This window comes from Microbacterium sp. cf046, assembly GCF_900114345.1.
Taxonomy (GTDB): Bacteria; Actinomycetota; Actinomycetes; order Actinomycetales; family Microbacteriaceae; genus Microbacterium.
The window spans coordinates 634,094-651,215 of the sequence record NZ_FOZJ01000002.1 but is presented as its reverse complement, the minus strand read 5'-3'; the positions used below and the strand labels follow the sequence as shown (position 1 = coordinate 651,215).

General features: G+C 69.6%; 15 protein-coding genes. 13 read left to right on the top strand and 2 right to left on the bottom strand.

The genetic code is table 11. The annotated features are described in order from the left end of the window. Entirely contained in the window at window positions 1-411 is a 411-nt protein-coding gene (nusB, locus tag BM349_RS09330) for a transcription antitermination factor NusB (RefSeq protein WP_091706482.1), read from the top strand. Here the strand turns inward: nusB and BM349_RS09325 are convergent. Beyond that, window positions 375-1,307, bottom strand: a complete 933-nt coding sequence (locus BM349_RS09325) for a hypothetical protein (RefSeq protein WP_091706480.1) — start codon at window positions 1,305-1,307, stop codon at window positions 375-377. The genes nusB and BM349_RS09325 overlap by 37 nt on opposite strands. Before the next feature lie 206 nt (window positions 1,308-1,513). On the opposite strand from BM349_RS09325, the gene BM349_RS09320 reads away from it, so the two are divergent. Then, window positions 1,514-3,091: a Rieske 2Fe-2S domain-containing protein gene (locus BM349_RS09320; protein WP_091706478.1), complete on the top strand. Its 1,578-nt coding sequence runs from the start codon at window positions 1,514-1,516 to the stop codon at window positions 3,089-3,091. 25 nt (window positions 3,092-3,116) lie between these two features. On the opposite strand, the gene BM349_RS09315 is transcribed toward BM349_RS09320, so the two are convergent. Continuing rightward, window positions 3,117-3,818 (bottom strand): TMEM175 family protein, encoded by a 702-nt coding sequence (locus BM349_RS09315; protein WP_217645660.1) that lies wholly within the window; start codon window positions 3,816-3,818, stop codon window positions 3,117-3,119. 119 nt (window positions 3,819-3,937) lie between these two features. On the opposite strand from BM349_RS09315, the gene pyrR reads away from it, so the two are divergent. The 11 genes from pyrR to BM349_RS09260 all read left to right on the top strand — a co-directional run bounded on the left by pyrR (window position 3,938) and on the right by BM349_RS09260 (window position 17,120). Further along, entirely contained in the window at window positions 3,938-4,477 is a 540-nt protein-coding gene (pyrR, locus tag BM349_RS09310; protein ID WP_091706476.1) for a bifunctional pyr operon transcriptional regulator/uracil phosphoribosyltransferase PyrR, read from the top strand. Next, complete coding sequence (locus tag BM349_RS09305; protein WP_091706473.1) at window positions 4,474-5,454, top strand: aspartate carbamoyltransferase catalytic subunit; 981 nt, start codon at window positions 4,474-4,476, stop codon at window positions 5,452-5,454. The genes pyrR and BM349_RS09305 overlap by 4 nt, the downstream gene beginning before the upstream one ends. Continuing rightward, window positions 5,451-6,761, top strand: coding sequence for a dihydroorotase (locus tag BM349_RS09300; RefSeq protein WP_091706470.1), 1,311 nt, complete (start codon window positions 5,451-5,453; stop codon window positions 6,759-6,761). The genes BM349_RS09305 and BM349_RS09300 overlap by 4 nt, the downstream gene beginning before the upstream one ends. Continuing rightward, window positions 6,758-7,261, top strand: a complete 504-nt coding sequence (locus BM349_RS09295) for a PH-like domain-containing protein (RefSeq protein WP_091706467.1) — start codon at window positions 6,758-6,760, stop codon at window positions 7,259-7,261. Before BM349_RS09300 ends, BM349_RS09295 begins: the two co-directional genes overlap by 4 nt. After that, window positions 7,258-8,421: a glutamine-hydrolyzing carbamoyl-phosphate synthase small subunit gene (gene carA / locus BM349_RS09290; protein ID WP_091706465.1), complete on the top strand. Its 1,164-nt coding sequence runs from the start codon at window positions 7,258-7,260 to the stop codon at window positions 8,419-8,421. The genes BM349_RS09295 and carA overlap by 4 nt, the downstream gene beginning before the upstream one ends. Beyond that, entirely contained in the window at window positions 8,408-11,695 is a 3,288-nt protein-coding gene (gene carB, locus BM349_RS09285) for a carbamoyl-phosphate synthase large subunit (RefSeq protein ID WP_091706463.1), read from the top strand. The genes carA and carB overlap by 14 nt, the downstream gene beginning before the upstream one ends. Then, a complete protein-coding gene (gene pyrF / locus BM349_RS09280) occupies window positions 11,692-12,540 on the top strand; it encodes an orotidine-5'-phosphate decarboxylase (protein ID WP_175525256.1) in 849 nt (282 codons plus the stop codon). Before carB ends, pyrF begins: the two co-directional genes overlap by 4 nt. After that, window positions 12,533-13,492, top strand: a complete 960-nt coding sequence (gene gmk / locus BM349_RS09275) for a guanylate kinase (RefSeq protein ID WP_091706461.1) — start codon at window positions 12,533-12,535, stop codon at window positions 13,490-13,492. The genes pyrF and gmk overlap by 8 nt, the downstream gene beginning before the upstream one ends. A 60-nt stretch (window positions 13,493-13,552) precedes the next feature. Continuing rightward, window positions 13,553-13,807, top strand: coding sequence for a DNA-directed RNA polymerase subunit omega (gene rpoZ / locus BM349_RS09270; RefSeq protein ID WP_091706458.1), 255 nt, complete (start codon window positions 13,553-13,555; stop codon window positions 13,805-13,807). A 105-nt stretch (window positions 13,808-13,912) separates the two neighbouring features. Beyond that, window positions 13,913-15,106: a methionine adenosyltransferase gene (metK, locus tag BM349_RS09265; protein WP_091706456.1), complete on the top strand. Its 1,194-nt coding sequence runs from the start codon at window positions 13,913-13,915 to the stop codon at window positions 15,104-15,106. Window position 15,107: 1 nt separating this feature from the next. Further along, window positions 15,108-17,120: a primosomal protein N' family DNA-binding protein gene (locus tag BM349_RS09260; RefSeq protein ID WP_091706454.1), complete on the top strand. Its 2,013-nt coding sequence runs from the start codon at window positions 15,108-15,110 to the stop codon at window positions 17,118-17,120. The last annotated feature ends 2 nt before the right edge of the window (window positions 17,121-17,122 follow it).

Sequence of the window (17,122 nt, the reverse complement as noted above, 5' to 3'; positions counted from 1 at the left end):
TTGAGCGCCCGTACCAAGGCGCGCAAGCGCGCCCTCGACATCCTCTTCCAGTCCGACATCCGCGGCGACGACCTCGCGGTCACCCTCGCGACGGAGGCCAAGCGCGCCGCGAACGAGCCGTCCCGTGAGGCCTCATGGCTTTATGCGCGTGAGATCGTCGACGGCGTGATCGACAACCACGACGAGATCGACGAGCAGATCACGACGTTCGCGAAGGACTGGTCGCTCGCGCGGATGCCCGCCGTCGACCGCGCGCTGCTGCGGATGGCGGTGTGGGAGATCCTCTACAACGACGAGGTGCCCACGGCGGTCGCGATCGACGAGGCGGTCGAACTCGCCAAGGAGTTCTCGACCGACGACTCGGGGGCCTTCGTTCACGGAGTGCTCGCGCGGATCGCCCGCTCCTCCTGATCGTCCTCGGGTGCCCGCGGCGCACTGCGCCGCCGCTCGAGCAGGAGCAGCCCGACGAAGCTCGCCGCGCCGACGATCATCGCGCCGACACCGACCGGCAGCAGCCACGGCCGGATCTGGTCGACCGCCGAGGTCACCAGCGGTGCGACCAGCGGCGACCACCCTCCTGCACCGCCGCCGACCAGCCAATCGTTGAGCACGCCGAACAGCGGGATCGCGAGCAGGCAGAGTGCTCCGCCGATGCCGAGGACGATGGCGAGGGTGCGCAGCGGGCGTTCGGAGAGGATCACTCCGGCGGCGCCGGCGATCATTCCGACCAGGAGTCCCCACCGGTCGATCAGCACGGCCCAGCCGTAGCGCTGGCGCAGGACCTCCACGGTCTGGGCGTCCGCGACGGGGACGGCCAGCACCGCCGATGCCGGAAGCCCGAGGGACTGGACGAGCTCGGGGGTCACCGGGATCTCCAGCGCCGACAGGAGCGGGCCGATCCCGATCGCGAGACCCCGCACCGGCGCCTCGCCGTCGAACTGCGCCAGCAGATCGTCACGCGCGGAGGTCAGCGAGTCGACGAGCGCGCTCGAGACCGGAGCGGTGATCGTTCCTGATTGCAGCGCGGCAGCAAGCGCCGCGTTGACCGATGCGAGCTCTGCGTCCGCGGAGCTGAGCTCGGCACCCCGGTCGAACACCCAGTCGACGGCGCCGGAGAGCTGTCCGCGCACGTCGCCGCTGTTGTAGACGGTGATCGCGTTGCGCACCGTCGTCCCGTCGTCGTGCAATGCGGCCAGAGCGAGATGGGCCTGCAGCCACAGCGTCAGCAGGAGCATCGACGTGCCGATGAGCCAACGGCTCGCCCGAGGCGCATTCAGCCGCCCGATGAGATCGCGCAATCCGCGCATCGTGCTCCTTTCGCGCCGAACTCCGTCACCGGACACGCCGGCTCGCTCGAAGAGGCCGGTTCGCGCTCGGGTGATACGCCCGCGCGCCGGGTGTGGAACCGAAGATACCGGCGGATATCCACGGCCCGCCCGCAGGAGCTGCGCACGGCCGCGCCGTAGAATCGGTGAGTTCACAAGACGTCGGCATCTGAGGAGTGGGCAGCGACATGAGGATCACGGGTCTCGGGCACGCGGGCATGTTCATCGAAACCCGGGGCGGCAGCATCCTGTGCGATCCGGTGATCGGCCCGACGTTCTTCGGGTCGTGGTTCCCGTTCCCCGACAACCGCGGCCTCGACTGGGAGAAGTTCGGCGATGCCGACTTCCTGTATGTGTCGCACCGGCACCGCGACCATTTCGATCCTGCCCTGATGCATCGGTATGTCCCGAAGGACATCAAGGTCCTCCTGCCGGAGTACCCGACCGAAGACCTCGAGAACGACCTGCGCTCCCTCGGCTACGAGAACATCATCCACACGCAGGCCGGAGTCCCCTTGGAGTTCGGCGATCTCAAGGTGATGGTGACGCCGCTGCGCGCGCCCAGCGACGGGCCGATCGGCGACTCGAGCCTCTCCGTCGACGACGGCACCGCGAGCATCCTCAACCAGAACGACTCCCATCCGCTCGATCTGGAGAAGCTGCTCGGCTTCAGCCACCCGCAGGCGTACTTCACCCAGGTGTCCGGGGCGATCTGGTGGCCGATGGTCTACGACCTGCCGCAGGACGCTAAGCAGAACTTCGCGCGTCTCAAGCGCGACGCGCAGAACAAGCGCGCCATGTACTACATCGAGAAAGTGGATGCCGAGCACGTCTTCCCGATGGCGGGGCCGCCGATGTTCCTCCGCGAGGAGCTGTTCCGATACAACGGCCTGGGACTCGACAACGACGCGATCTTCACCGATCAGCGCGAGTTCCTCGATCACATGAAGGAGCTCCGGCCGCAGCAGAAGGGCTACCTGTACCTCCCCGGCACCGTGGTCGACCTCAACGACGGTGAGATCTCGGTCACGCAGTCGCTCTACTCCGACGACGAGATCGAGCACATCTTCGGGAGCAAGTGGGACTATCTGGCAGAGCAGCGCGACTCCCGGCAGGACGAGATCGTCGCCGAAGAGGCATCACGCGCCGCGGTGCTTCCGCCCGACGAGATGCTCGCCGCGCTCAAAGAATGGTGGGAGCCTCTCCTGCGGCGCGGACGCATCTTCCGCGAGGGGGTAGGGGGACCGGTGCGCTACACGATCGGCGACCTCGACATGGTCGTCGACTTCCCCAAGGCGAAGTTGCGCGAGTACGCGGGGGAGGAGACGAGCTACTGGTTCACGATCCCCGCCGACCTGGTCTCGACGAACATCCGCGACCACGAGATCGACTGGTCGAACTCGATCTTCCTGTCCATGCAGTTCCAGGCCGGACGCGTCGGCAAATTCAACGAGTTCATCTACACGTTCATGAAGTGCCTGTCGCGCGATCGCATCGAATACGTCGAGAACTGGTACGCCGAGCAGTCCGACGTCTCCGAGGACGTGCAGCTGGAGGAGTGGGTCGTGCAGCGCCGGTGCCCGCACCTGCGGGCCGATCTGTCCAAGACCGGCAAGATCGAGGCAGGCGTGCTCACCTGCAGCCTGCACGACTGGAAGTGGGACCTCGCAAGCGGCAAGTGCCTCACGACCCAGGGGCACCCCATCCGCTCGCACAACGTCGAGGACGCCGTCTCACGCTCGGCGAATGCGCCGGCGGTCGCCTGAGACGAGAGAAGTCTGGGAAGCCGCGTCACACCTTGACTCTGCGGCCGGCTCGCGCGACCAGCACCCCGACCAGCGGACCCAGCACGATCGCCGCGGCCCAGGTCCACTTGCCTGCAGACGCGCCCCACGTCAGCGCGATCGGGATCGATACCAGGAATACGACGGGGGTCACCAACGCCCCCGCGGCGTCCAGGAGGTTGTCGCGCGACGATGAAGGCGTCCGCTCGAGGCCGCGGGCCCGGGCGACCTGGAACATCGCGGTCTGGCACAGGGCGACGGCCGCGATGTTCGCGGCGTAGAACGCGGTCGGCAGGGCCAGATCAGCGGTCGAAGGATCGCTGATGCCCTGTGTCGTGTACGCGATGAGGATCACCAGGCCCGCGCCGACCATGTTGATGAAGGTCGTGACGGCATCCAGCCCCCGGAGGCGCCGAGTCAGGCGCACATTGACCCGCCAGAACACTGCGATGACCGTGAAGCTCAGCGCGAAGCCGAGCGCCTGCGCCGGAACGCTCGAAGCGGCGAGGGCATCCATGCTCTCCCAGGCCGCTGCGGGCGGCGCGTCCACGTTCGCGATCAGGAGCGTCGCGGCGAACCCGTAGATCGCATCCAGGAATGAGATGCCGCGCCCGAACTCGTTCGAATCCTGCGAGGCGAACGACTCGGAACCGGACCGCGGCAGTTCGCGGCTCCGACCCTCGGGATCCGTCGGCACTCGCTCCGCCACGGTGTCAGCGTGCCAGCCTGCGGCCGGACCGAGGCGGAGGCGCACCGCAAGGCGCGTCGGGTAGGATCGATCGAAGCAACCTTTAACCCCGTCCTGTGAGGCGGAGAAGGGAGCGGCGGATGAGCACGAGAACCGTGCTGCATGAGGCCGACATCGCCCGAGCGCTGACTCGGATCTCCCACGAGATCCTCGAGTCCAACAAGGGGCCGGATGGTCTGGTGATCCTCGGGATCCCGACTCGCGGCGTCGCACTCGCTCATCGGATCGCAACGCTGATCGCCGACTTCAGCGGCGCAGCCGTCCCCGTCGGCGCGCTCGACGTGACGATGTACCGCGACGATCTGCACCGCAACCCGACCCGCGCGCCCCAGCCCACCTCGATCCCGCCGGGGGGAATCGACGGCAAGGTCGTCGTGCTCGTGGATGACGTGCTGTTCTCCGGACGCAGCATCCGCTCGGCCCTCGACGCCCTGCAGGACATCGGCCGTCCGGCATCGGTCCGACTCGCCACACTTGTCGATCGCGGCCACCGCGAACTGCCGATCCGGCCGGACTTCGTCGGGAAGAACCTGCCGAGCGCCTCCGACGAGCGCGTGAACGTGCGTCTCGCCGAGGTCGACGGCGAGGAGTTCGTGACGATCGAGGGGGCCGACACGTGAGGCACCTGCTCGATACGAAGACGCTGTCCCGCGACGACGCCCTCGAGATCCTCGATGTCGCCGAAGACATGGCGGACACCCAGCTGCGCGAGGTCAAGAAGCTGCCGACGCTGCGCGGCAAGACGGTCGTGAACCTGTTCTTCGAGGACTCGACGCGCACGCGCATCTCGTTCGAGGCCGCCGCCAAGCGCCTGAGCGCGGATGTCATCAACTTCTCGGCGAAGGGGTCGAGCGTCTCGAAGGGCGAGTCGCTGCAGGACACGGCCCAGACCCTGCAGGCGATGGGGGCGGATGCCGTCGTCATCCGCCACGGGGCCTCCGGCGCTCCCCGTACGCTCGCCACGAGCGGGTGGATCACCGCGGGCGTCGTCAACGCCGGCGACGGCACGCACGAGCACCCCACGCAGGCGCTGCTGGATGCCTTCACGATCCGCAAGCGCCGCTTCGCCGGCGAGAGCCGCGGTCGCGACCTGAGCGGAATCTCCGTCACGATCGTCGGCGACATCCTGCACTCGCGCGTGGCGCGGTCCAACGTGTGGCTGCTCGATGCCCTGGGCGCCGAGGTCACGCTCGTCGCGCCCCCGACCCTCATGCCGCACGATGTGTCTGCGTGGCCCGTGCGCGTGGTCTACGACCTCGACGAGGCGATAGCGGCCGAACCCGACGCCCTCATGATGCTGCGGATCCAGCTGGAACGCATGCATGCCGCGTATTTCCCCACTGAACGGGAGTATTCCCGTCGATGGGGACTCGACGCGCGCAGATTCGAGCTGCTGCGCCCCGATAGCATGGTGATGCATCCGGGGCCCATGAACCGCGGCCTGGAGATCTCCGCCGACGCAGCCGATTCGGCCCGGTCGACCGTGCTCGACCAGGTGACGAACGGCGTCTCGGTGCGGATGGCGGTGCTGTACCTGCTGCTGGCAGGCGAGCGCGGCGCACGACAGACGAACGAGGAGGAGGTGGTGGTGCGATGACCGAGACCCTTCTGATCCGCGGTGCGAAGCTCGACGGCGGGGGAGCCGCAGACCTGGTCGTGCAGGACGGCGTGATCTCCGAATCCGGCATCTCCCTCAGCCGCGCCGGAGCGACCGTCATCGACGCGGACGGGCTCATCGCCTTGCCCGGACTCGTCGACCTGCACACGCATCTGCGCGAACCGGGCTACGAAGCCTCTGAAACCGTGCTGAGCGGATCGCGCGCGGCCGCGGCGGGGGGCTACACCGCCGTCTTCGCGATGCCGAACACATCCCCGGTCGCCGACACCGCGGGCGTCGTCGAGCAGGAGCTCGCACTCGGCGAGGCCGCCGGATTCGTGACCGTGCAGCCGATCGGCGCCGTGACGGTCGGGCAGAAGGGCGAGCGCCTCGCCGAACTCGGTGCGATGGCCGATTCGCGCGCCCGCGTGCGCGTCTTCAGCGACGACGGGTTCTGCGTCTGGGATCCGCTCATCATGCGCCGCGCCCTCGAGTACGTGAAGGCGTTCGACGGGGTGATCGCGCAGCACGCGCAGGATCCGCGCCTCACCGAGGGCGCGCAGATGAACGAGGGCGCCGTGTCGGCGGAGCTCGGACTCGCCGGCTGGCCGGCCGTCGCCGAGGAGTCGATCATCGCGCGCGATGTGCTGCTGGCCGAGCACGTGGGCTCTCGGCTGCACGTCTGCCACCTGTCCACCGCCGGTTCGGTCGAGATCATCCGCTGGGCGAAGCGTCGCGGGGTGAACGTCACTGCGGAGGTCACACCGCATCACCTGCTCCTCACCGACGAGCTCGCGCGCGGTTATGACGCGCACTTCAAGGTCAATCCGCCGCTGCGGCGCGAGGAGGATGTGCGGGCCGTTCGGGAGGGCCTCGCGGACGGCACGATCGACATCGTCGCGACCGACCACGCTCCGCACCCCGCGGAGGCCAAGGCGTGCGAATGGCAGGCCGCGGCCAACGGCATGGTGGGTCTGGAGAGCGCCGTTCACGTCGTGCAGCTCGCCATGGTCGACACCGGCATGCTGACCTGGTCCGATGTCGCCCGCGTGATGTCGCGCACGCCCGCACGAATCGGCAGGCTCGCCGGGCACGGCACTCCGCTGACCGCGGGGGAGCCGGCATCCCTCACGCTCTACGACCCCGCCGCCTCCCGCACCTTCTCCAAGGCGGACCTGCACGGACGCAGCGTCAACTCGCCGTATCTCGGCCGCGAGCTGCCCGGCGAGGTGCGCTGGACGCTCCGCGACGGCATCGCGACGGTGGCGGACGGGCGGCTGCTGGATGCGCCCGGAGCGCGCGCATGACCCGCGAGGGCGCGCTGGCCGTGATGATCGCGGTCGCGGTCGTGCTGGTCGCGATCCTCGCGTGGGCGTGGTGGCGACGCACCCGGCGCGACGCCGGGCTTATCGCGCCAGTGGGCGAAGCGCCGGCGGATGCCGAGATCCGCAGCACGCATGAAGCACTGTACGTGGCCACGACCCGCCACGGCGAGCCGCTCGAGCGGCTCGCGATCCGCGGGCTCGGCTTCCGCTCACGCGCCGACCTGACCGTCACGAGCGCCGGGGTCGCGCTCGATCTGACCGGTCAGCCGCGATTCTTCCTGCCGACCGAGCGGATCGTCGAGGTTGCTCAGGCGACCGTGGCGATCGACCGCGTCGTCGAGAAGGACGGTCTGGTCCGCATCGCGTGGCGCATCGACCCCGACACCCTCGTCGACTCCTACATCCGACCGCAGGATGCCTCCGCCCGTGCGGTCTCCGCGGAGATCGGCGCCCTTCTCACCCCGACAGGAACGGACGAATGACGCTCCTCACCACCGACCCCGCGGTCCTCGTGCTCGAGGACGGCACCCGCCACCCCGGTCGTGCCTATGGAGCGCGCGGAACCACGCTCGGCGAAGTGGTCTTCGCGACCGGCATGACCGGGTATCAGGAGACGCTGACCGACCCGTCGTACGCCGGCCAGATCGTGCTGCAGACCGCTCCTCACATCGGCAACACCGGCATGAACGCCGAAGACCCCGAGTCGCGCCGCATCTGGGTCTCGGGCTACATCGTCCGCGACCCGTCGCGCGTCGTGTCCAACTGGCGCGCCGATGAGTCACTCGACGACGCGCTGATCACGGACGGCATCGTCGGCATCAGCGGCATCGACACGCGCTCGGTGACACGGCACATCCGCTCCGCGGGCAGCATGCGCGGGGGGATCTTCTCCGGGGATGCCGCGAGCCTCAGCCCCGCCGAGCAGCTTCGCATCGTGCAGGCCGCCCCCGAGATGTCCGGGCAGAATCTCTCGGCCGCCGTGTCGGTCGGCAGTGCCGAGGTGACTGCGGCCACCGCCGAGCGGATCGGCAACCTCGCGGTGCTCGACCTCGGGGTGAAGCAGGCGACGATCGACAACCTCGCCGCCCGCGGGTTCGAGGTGCACGTCCTGCCGCAGGACGTCACGATCGACCAGATCCGGGCGATCGACCCGGTCGCGGTCTTCTACTCGAACGGGCCCGGCGACCCCGCGGCATCCGGGGATCACGTCGAGCTGCTTCGCGGGGTGCTCGATGACGGGCTGCCGTTCTTCGGAATCTGCTTCGGCAACCAGCTGCTGGGCCGCGCGCTCGGCCTGGGCACCTACAAGCTCCCCTTCGGCCACCGCGGCATCAACCAGCCGGTGCTGGACAAGACCACCGGGCGCGTCGAGATCACTGCCCACAACCACGGCTTCGCGGTCGACGCTCCGCTCGAGGGCGCCTTCGACAGCCCCAACGGCTACGGCCGCGTCGAAGTGAGCCATGTCGGGCTCAACGACAATGTGGTGGAGGGTCTGCGGGCGCTGGACATCCCGGCCTTCTCGGTGCAGTACCACCCTGAGGCAGCTGCCGGACCGCACGACGCCAACTATCTGTTCGACCGGTTCGCCGACCTGGTCCGCGACCACCTCGGCAAGAAAGACGCGAATGCCCAAGCGTGATGACATCCGCTCCGTCCTGGTGATCGGCTCCGGCCCGATCGTGATCGGCCAGGCCTGCGAGTTCGACTACTCCGGAACGCAGGCGTGCCGCGTGCTGCGCGAGGAGGGCGTGCGCGTCATCCTGGTCAACTCGAATCCAGCCACGATCATGACCGACCCGGACTTCGCCGACGCCACGTACATCGAGCCGATCACCTGGCAGGTCATCGAGACGATCATCGCGAAGGAGCGTCCTGACGCGATCCTGCCCACGCTCGGCGGCCAGACGGCGCTCAACGCCGCGATCGACCTGCACAACCACGGGATCCTCGCCAAGTACGACGTCGAACTGATCGGCGCGAGCTTCGAGGCGATCAACAAGGGCGAGGACCGGCAGATCTTCAAGCAGCTCGTGCTGGATGCCGGAGCCGACGTGGCCGCATCCCGCATCGCGCACTCGATCGAGGACTGTCTGTCAGCCGCTGAAGAGCTCGGCTACCCGCTCGTGGTGCGCCCGAGCTTCACGATGGGCGGGCTCGGATCCGGCTTCGCGTACGACGAGGCCGACCTGCGCCGCATCGCCGGAGCGGGGCTGCACGACTCGCCGACTCACGAGGTGCTGCTGGAGGAGTCCATCCTCGGGTGGAAGGAGTACGAGCTCGAGCTCATGCGGGACACGGCCGACAACACGGTCGTGGTCTGCTCGATCGAGAACGTCGACCCGGTCGGCGTCCACACCGGCGACTCGATCACGGTCGCTCCGGCGCTCACACTCACCGACCGCGAGTACCAGAAGCTGCGCGACATCGGCATCGACATCATCCGCGCGGTGGGCGTGGACACCGGCGGCTGCAACATCCAGTTCGCGGTCGATCCGAGCGACGGCCGGATCATCGTGATCGAGATGAACCCCCGCGTGTCGCGGTCCTCGGCGCTCGCCTCCAAGGCCACCGGCTTCCCGATCGCGAAGATCGCCGCGAAGCTCGCGATCGGCTACCGCCTCGACGAGATCCCGAACGACATCACGAAGGTGACCCCGGCGAGCTTCGAGCCCACGCTCGACTATGTCGTGGTCAAGGTGCCGCGGTTCAACTTCGAGAAGTTCCCTGCCGCCGACACCACCCTGACCACGACCATGAAGTCGGTCGGCGAGGCGATGGCGATCGGCCGCAACTACTCCACCGCCCTGCAGAAGGCACTGCGCTCGCTCGAGAAGCGCGGATCGAGCTTCCACTGGGGCGACGAGCCGCGGTCGCTCGACGAGCTCCTCGAGATCGCCGCGGTGCCGACGGACGGCCGCATCGTGGTCGTGCAGCAGGCGCTGCGCAAGGGCGCCACGGTCGCCCACATGTTCGACGCGACCGGCATCGATCCGTGGTTCCTGGACCAGATCGTGCTGATCAACGAGGTCGCCGCGCTCGTCCACGCGGCCCCGGAGCTGGACGTGGACACCCTCCGGCTGGCGAAGGAGCACGGCTTCAGCGACGCGCAGGTCGCGCAGCTGCGGGGCGACTCGGAGACCGCGGTGCGCGGCATCCGTCACGCGCTCGGGCTGCGTCCCGTCTACAAGACCGTGGACACGTGCGCGGGCGAGTTCCCGGCGCTCACGCCGTACCACTACTCGAGCTACGACTTCGAGACCGAGGTGGCGCCCTCGGAACGAACGAAGGTCGTCATCATCGGTTCGGGCCCCAACCGCATCGGCCAGGGCGTCGAGTTCGACTACTCCTGCGTGCACGCGTCGTTCGCGCTGTCTGCGGCCGGCTACGAGACCGTGATGGTCAACTGCAACCCCGAGACGGTCTCGACCGACTACGACACCAGCGACCGGCTCTACTTCGAGCCCCTCACCCTCGAGGATGTGCTCGAGGTGCTGCACGCCGAGGCGCAGTCCGGCCAGATCCTCGGCGTGATCTGCCAGCTCGGCGGTCAGACCCCGCTGGGTCTCGCGAAGGGCATCCAGGATGCCGGCTACCGGATTTTGGGCACCAGCCCGGAGGCGATCGACATGGCCGAGGAGCGCGAGCTGTTCTCGCGGCTGCTCGACGACGCCGGTCTGATCGCCCCCCGTCACGGCACCGCGATCGACGCCGACGGCGCGGTCGCGATCGCGGAGGAGATCGGGTACCCGGTGCTCGTGCGCCCGAGCTTCGTGCTGGGCGGCCGCGGGATGGAGATCATCTACGACACCGCGAGTCTGCACGACTACTTCGATCGGATCGCCGACCAGGCCATCATCGGACCGGGGATGCCGCTCCTGGTCGATCGCTTCCTCGATGACGCGATCGAACTCGACGTGGATGCGCTGTTCGACGGCACCGAGCTGTACATCGGCGGCGTGATGGAGCACCTCGAGGAGGCCGGCATCCACTCGGGCGACTCGAGCTGCACGCTGCCTCCGATCTCGCTCGGCCGGACTGAGGTCGACCGCGTGCGAACGGCGACGCTCGCGATCGCCAAGGGCGTCGGGGTCCAGGGGCTCATCAACGTGCAGTTCGCGATCAGCGCGGGAGTGCTCTACGTGATCGAGGCCAACCCGCGCGCGAGCCGCACGGTGCCGTTCGTCTCGAAAGCACTCGGCATCCCGCTCGCCAAGGCAGCCGCCCGGATCATGACCGGCTCGACGATCGCCGAGCTGAAGGCCGAGGGCCTCCTGCCCCTGATCGACGGGTCCCGCGTCCCGCTGGACTCGCCGGTCTCCGTGAAGGAGGCGGTCCTGCCCTTCAAGCGCTTCCGCACGAAGGACGGCCAGACGGTCGACTCCGTGCTCGGCCCCGAGATGCGCTCCACCGGCGAGGTGATGGGCATCGACCGGGACTTCCCGCGGGCGTTCGCGAAGAGCCAGGAGGCCGCGTACGGCGGGATGCCGCTCTCGGGCACGGTGTTCATCTCGGTCGCCGACAGTGACAAGCGCGCGGTCATCCTTCCCGCCCACCGTCTGCAGGAACTCGGCTTCACCCTCGTCGCGACCGAGGGCACAGCCGAGATCCTCGCGCGCAACGGCATCGATGTGCAGGTGGTCAACAAGTTCAGCGCGACCCAGGAGTCCGGCGAGGTGAATGTCGTCGACCTCATCAACGCCGGGAAGATCGACATCGTCGTGAACACGCCGAGCGGTCGCTCCGCGCGAGCCGACGGCTACGAGATCCGGGCGGCCGCAGTGGCGGCCGACAAGGCGCTGTTCACCACGATGGCCGTCCTCGGTGCCGCGGTGAGCTCGTTCGACGCGGTGCGTGCGGGCTACGACGTCAAGAGCCTGCAGGAGTACGCCACCGATCGGGCGGCCCGCCTGTGACCGCGACGATCGGGTTCGGCGACCGGGTCCGCGACGCCCTCGCCGAGTTCGGGCCGCTCTGCCTGGGCATCGATCCGCACGCGCGACTTCTCGCAGACTGGGGCCTGGAGGACACGGCGGCCGGCGCCCGCGAGCTCGCACTGGCGGCGGTGGATGCCGCGGCCGGACGGGTCGGCATCGTCAAGCCCCAGGTCTCGTTCTTCGAGCGCCACGGCCCCGCGGGCTTCATGGTCCTCGAAGAGGTGATGGCCGCCGCCCGCGTCGCCGGGCTCCTCGTCATCGCCGATGCGAAGCGCGGCGACATCGGGACGACCATGGACGCATACGCGGAAGCGTGGCTCACCCCGGGAGCGCCGCTGGAGGCGGACGCGATCACCGCCAATCCGTTCCTCGGCATCGGCACGCTCGAGGGCACCTTCCGCCTGGCCGAGCGGGCCGGCAAGGGCGTCTTCGTGCTGGCCGCCACCAGCAACCCGGACGCCTTCACCGCCCAGCGTGCGACCCTGCCGAGCGGCTCGACCGTGTCCGCCGGCATCGTCGCCGAGGTGTCGGCCCGCAACGCGGGCACGACGGAAGCGGGTTCGTGGGGGAGTATCGGCTTCGTGATCGGCGCCACAGTCGACTGGGCCGAGGCCGGGTTGAGCCCGTTCGCCCCGCCCGCGCCGATCCTCGGACCGGGATTCGGTCACCAGGGCGCCGGGCCCCAAGACCTCGTCACGCGCTTCGGCGCCGCCGCGCCCATGGTGATCGCCTCGGAGAGCCGCAGCCTGCTCGCGAGCGGCCCGAACCGCCTCGCCGACGCGATCGATTCCCGCATCCAGGAATACAGGAGCTTCCATGCCTGATCAGCCCAGGGATCCCAGTGGGGCCTCGCCCCGAACGCCCGACTCGCACCCACGACCTCCCGAAGTCGACCGTGTGGCGGCATCCCGCCGTGCCGTCGCGGCACGACGTGCGCGCGCTTCACTCAAGCGAGATGTCGCGACCCGGGTCATCACTCCGCAGGACCTGCTGCGCAGGGCGTTCGAGGACCCGGCATCCCCGGCGGGCACGATGCGGGTGACGGAGTTCCTCACCAGCCTCCCCGCCATCGGCGAGGGCAAGCGGGACCGGATCCTCGCCGAGCTGGAGATCTCGCCGGTCAAGCGACTCGGCGGCCTCGGGGCACGGCAGCGCCGCGCGATGCGCGGATTCCTCGATTCGCGCTGGCCCGAGCACGGAGCGCGCGGCGGCCGCAGCAGACTCGTCGTCCTCGCCGGCCCGACCGCCGTGGGGAAAGGGACCGTGGCCGCGCAGATCAGCGAGCAGCACCCCGAGATCCTCCTGTCGGTGTCGGCGACGACCCGGCCCGCGCGCCCGAACGAGGTCGACGGAGCGCATTACTTCTTCGTCGACGACGCCGAGTTCGACAGGCTCATCGCCGACGGCGAGCTGCTCGAGCACGCGACGGTGCACAACACGCACCGATACGGGACTCCGCGCCGTCCGATCGAGGAGGCCCTCCAGGAGGGTCGCACGGTGCTGCTCGAGATCGACCTCCAGGGCGCACGGCAGGTCCGCGCCGCCGAGCCGAGTGCGACGCTCGTGTTCCTGCTGCCCCCGAGCTGGGACGAACTCGTCCAGCGGCTCGTCGGCCGCGGGACGGAGGGGGAGGCGGAACGCGCCCGTCGCCTGCGCACGGCGAAGGGCGAGCTGGCCGCGCAGAACGAGTTCGACTTCCGGGTCGTGAACGACGACGTCGCCTCGGCCGCCCGGGAGGTCGTAGAATTGGTTCAGGCGCCCGCGCGTTCTGTTTAGCGCGCCGTTCGGCGCCGTCACCCTTCCACCGACATCCGCACGAACCCAGGAGGTTTCGCCATGGCCGGAACGAACCAGGGGATCATCGATCCCCCCATCGACAGCCTGCTCGAGAAGGTCGACTCGAAGTACCAGCTCGTCATCTACGCGTCCAAGCGCGCGCGCCAGATCAACGACTACTACTCCGACCTGCACGAGGGCAACCTCTTCGACAACGTGGGTCCGCTGGTCGACTCGACCGTCGAGGACAAGCCCCTCACGATCGCGCTGCACGAGATCCACGAAGACAAGCTGCGCCTCCGCTCGGCGGAGTGACCGGCCGGGGTATGACTCCCTGAGGCACCCACCTCGGCCGTGTCGGCCGAGGTGGGCATACTTGTGCCTACCCGCACCCGACTCCGCCATCCATCTGGAGCATCGATGACACAGCTGCGCCTGTTCACGTCCGAGTCCGTGACCGAGGGCCACCCCGACAAGATCTGCGACCAGATCTCGGACAGCATCCTCGACGCGATCCTCGCGGAGGACCCGAACGGACGGGTCGCCGTGGAGACGCTGGTCACGACCGGCCTCGTCCACGTCGCAGGCGAGGTGTCCACGAGCGCCTACGTCGAGATCCCGGCCATCGTCCGCGGTGTCGTCAATCGCATCGGCTACACCTCGAGCGACACCGGCTTCGACGGTGACTCGTGCGGCGTGAGCGTGTCGATCGGCGCTCAGTCCTCCGACATCGCGGCGGGCGTCGACAAGGCGTTCGAGCGCCGCGAGGACGGCTCGACCGATCCGCGCGACGAGCAGGGCGCCGGCGACCAGGGCATCATGTTCGGCTATGCGACGACCGAGACGCCCGAACTGATGCCGATGGCCATCTGGACCGCGCACCGCATGGCCGAGCGACTCGCAGAGGTGCGCCGTTCCGGTGCGCTGCCGTTCCTGCGTCCGGACGGCAAGACGCAGGTGACTCTCGGCTACGACGGGCAGACGCCGAAGACCGTCGAATCCGTCGTGCTCTCGACACAGCACCACCCCGACATCTCGCAGAAGGCGCTGCGCGCGGCGGTGCGCGCCGAGGTGATCGATCCCGTGCTCGAGGCGACCGGCCTCGACGTGCCGGACGTCAAGTTCTACATCAACCCGGCCGGGCCGTTCGTCACCGGCGGCCCCAAGGGCGACGCGGGGCTGACCGGGCGCAAGATCATCATCGACACCTACGGTGGAGCGTCCCGGCACGGCGGCGGCGCGTTCAGCGGCAAGGATCCGTCCAAGGTCGACCGTTCCGCCGCCTACGCGATGCGCTGGGTCGCCAAGAACGCGGTCGCGGCGGGCCTCGCCGATCGGCTCGAGGTGCAGATCGCCTATGCCATCGGCAAGGCGAACCCGGTCGGGCTGTACGTCGAGTCGTTCGGCACCGGTCATGTCGATGACGCGGTCATCACACGGGCGATCCTCGACGTCTTCGACCTGCGACCGAAGGCCATCATCGACCGGCTCGACCTGCTGCGTCCGATCTACGCGCAGACCGCCGCGTACGGCCACTTCGGCAGAGAGCTGCCCGACTTCACCTGGGAGCGCACCGACCGCGTCGACGATCTGCGCGCGGCCTCCGGGCTCTGAGATGACCGCGCGGCACGTCGCGCGCGTCCTGGTCGATTCGCCCCTCCCTCAGCTGGACCGCCTGTTCGACTACGCGATTCCCGACGAACTGCGCTCGGCCGTCCGGCCCGGGGTTCGAGTGCGCGTCCCGCTGCGCAGCGCAGGGCGGGTCATCGACGCGCTCGTCGTCGAGGTGGGGGAGGCGGACGCCGCAGACCGGCCGCTCTCGGATGTGGAGGCGGTCGTCTCGCCGACCGAGGTCCTCACGCCCGGACTGTACGCGCTGGCCAGGCGAGCCGCGGATCGCGCCGCCGGATCGGCCACGGACATCCTGAGGCTCGCGATCCCCAAGCGCATGGTGCGCGCCGAGAAGGCGTGGATGGCCGCGGAGCCGCCCGCTGCCCCCGACGTCGACGCGCAGTCGCGCGGCTGGGCGGATTCGCGCCTCGCGCCGTATCCCGCGCTGATCGACTGCCTCGATCACCGCGGACGTGGGGCATTCGACGCGCCACCCGAGCCTGCTCGGCTCGAGACCCGCGCCACCGTCGGCGCGTGGGCCGTCCTCATCGCGGCCGCCGCCGTGCGGACGCTCGCGGCGGGTCGGAGTGCGATCCTCGTCGTGCCCGATCATCGCGATCAGGCGCAGCTCGAGGCGGCGCTCGCCGGGCGCGCGCCGGCCGATGCGATCATCCGCAACGACGCACGGCAGACCTCGCCTGCCCGCTACTCGGCCTTCCTGCGCATGCTGGCGTCGTCGCCGTGCATCGTCGTGGGCAACCGCTCCTCGGTGTACGCGCCGGTGCACCGCCTCGGGCTCATCGCGCTCTGGGACGACGGCGATCCGCTCCTGGCCGAACCGCTCAGCCCCGGGGTGCACGCGCGGGACGCCGCCCTGATCCGGCAGGAGCTCGACGACTGCGCACTGATCTTCGCCGGGCACACCCGGACGACCGACATCGAACGTCTGGTCGGGCTCGGATTCGTGCGTGACGTATCAGCAGCGCGGCGGGCTTCACCACGCGTCGTGCTGAGCGCCACCAAGGAGGGCGAGTCGCGCGGCGCGCGAGTGCCATCGGCGGCATTCGCGGCGGCGCGCGAGGCACTCAAGACCGGCCCGGTGCTGGTCCAGGTGGCGCGGCCCGGCTACGCGCCGGTGCTCGTGTGCGCGGACTGCCGCACCCCGGCCCGCTGCGCGCACTGCGGCGGACCGCTGCATGCCGCCCGCCGCGGCGCCGCGCCCGAATGCGCATGGTGCGGACGTGTCGCGACGGCGTGGGTCTGCCCGAAATGCGCGTCGGTGCGAGTGAGGATGGCGTCATCCGGCAGCGAGCGCACTGCCGATGAGCTCGGACGCGCATTCCCCGACACCCGGATCATCGTCGCGGACGGCGAGCATCCGGTGCTGCATGTCGAAGACCGTCCCGCGCTCGTGGTCGCGACCCGCGGCGCGGAGCCGATCGCCGACGGGGGATACCGGGCGGTCGTCCTGCTCGACGGCGATCGGATGCTGCAGTCCGAAGACCTGCGGATCGGCGAGTCCTGCCTGCGGTGGTGGTCGAACGCCGCCGCGCTCGCGGCGCCCGGGTCGCCCGTGCATCTGGTCGGGGTGACCGGGCCCGTCGCCCGAGCCTTGGCGACCTGGACCCAACCCGCCTATGCCCGCGCCGAGCTGGCGGACCGCGCCCCGCTGCGCATGCCGCCGACGGTGCGCGTCGCAGCGCTCGAGGGCAGTCGACGTGCGCTGGAGACCGCGTTGAGCGCCCTCCGCGATGCGGTCCCGACGCTCGACGACGAAGCCGTGCTCGGGCCCGTCGCCGTCTCGCCTGCGACGCGACAGCCTGGCGTCACCACCGACGGCGACGCGGTGCGCGCGCTGGTGCGCTTCGACTACGCCCACGGAGCGGCCGTGGCGGGGAGCCTCCGAGGCTCCCTGGTGGCCGACGCCCTGCGCGTGCGGAGGAATCCCAAGTCTCGTACCCCGGGCGCGCGCAATACACTCAGAGTCCGGGTCGACGTGCCCGACCTCGACCTGTGAGG

What these genes read in the sequence shown, in the direction of transcription:
- carB (WP_091706463.1), top strand. Translation starts at nt 8,408, where the DNA reads ATGCCCAAGCGTGATGACATCCGCTCCGTCCTGGTGATCGGCTCCGGC.
- BM349_RS09295 (WP_091706467.1), top strand. Translation starts at nt 6,758, where the DNA reads ATGACCCGCGAGGGCGCGCTGGCCGTGATGATCGCGGTCGCGGTCGTG.
- gmk (WP_091706461.1), top strand. Translation starts at nt 12,533, where the DNA reads ATGCCTGATCAGCCCAGGGATCCCAGTGGGGCCTCGCCCCGAACGCCC.
- BM349_RS09320 (WP_091706478.1), top strand. Translation starts at nt 1,514, where the DNA reads ATGAGGATCACGGGTCTCGGGCACGCGGGCATGTTCATCGAAACCCGG.
- metK (WP_091706456.1), top strand. Translation starts at nt 13,913, where the DNA reads ATGACACAGCTGCGCCTGTTCACGTCCGAGTCCGTGACCGAGGGCCAC.
- BM349_RS09325 (WP_091706480.1), bottom strand. Translation starts at nt 1,307, where the DNA reads ATGCGCGGATTGCGCGATCTCATCGGGCGGCTGAATGCGCCTCGGGCG.
- pyrR (WP_091706476.1), top strand. Translation starts at nt 3,938, where the DNA reads ATGAGCACGAGAACCGTGCTGCATGAGGCCGACATCGCCCGAGCGCTG.
- rpoZ (WP_091706458.1), top strand. Translation starts at nt 13,553, where the DNA reads ATGGCCGGAACGAACCAGGGGATCATCGATCCCCCCATCGACAGCCTG.
- BM349_RS09260 (WP_091706454.1), top strand. Translation starts at nt 15,108, where the DNA reads ATGACCGCGCGGCACGTCGCGCGCGTCCTGGTCGATTCGCCCCTCCCT.
- BM349_RS09300 (WP_091706470.1), top strand. Translation starts at nt 5,451, where the DNA reads ATGACCGAGACCCTTCTGATCCGCGGTGCGAAGCTCGACGGCGGGGGA.
- carA (WP_091706465.1), top strand. Translation starts at nt 7,258, where the DNA reads ATGACGCTCCTCACCACCGACCCCGCGGTCCTCGTGCTCGAGGACGGC.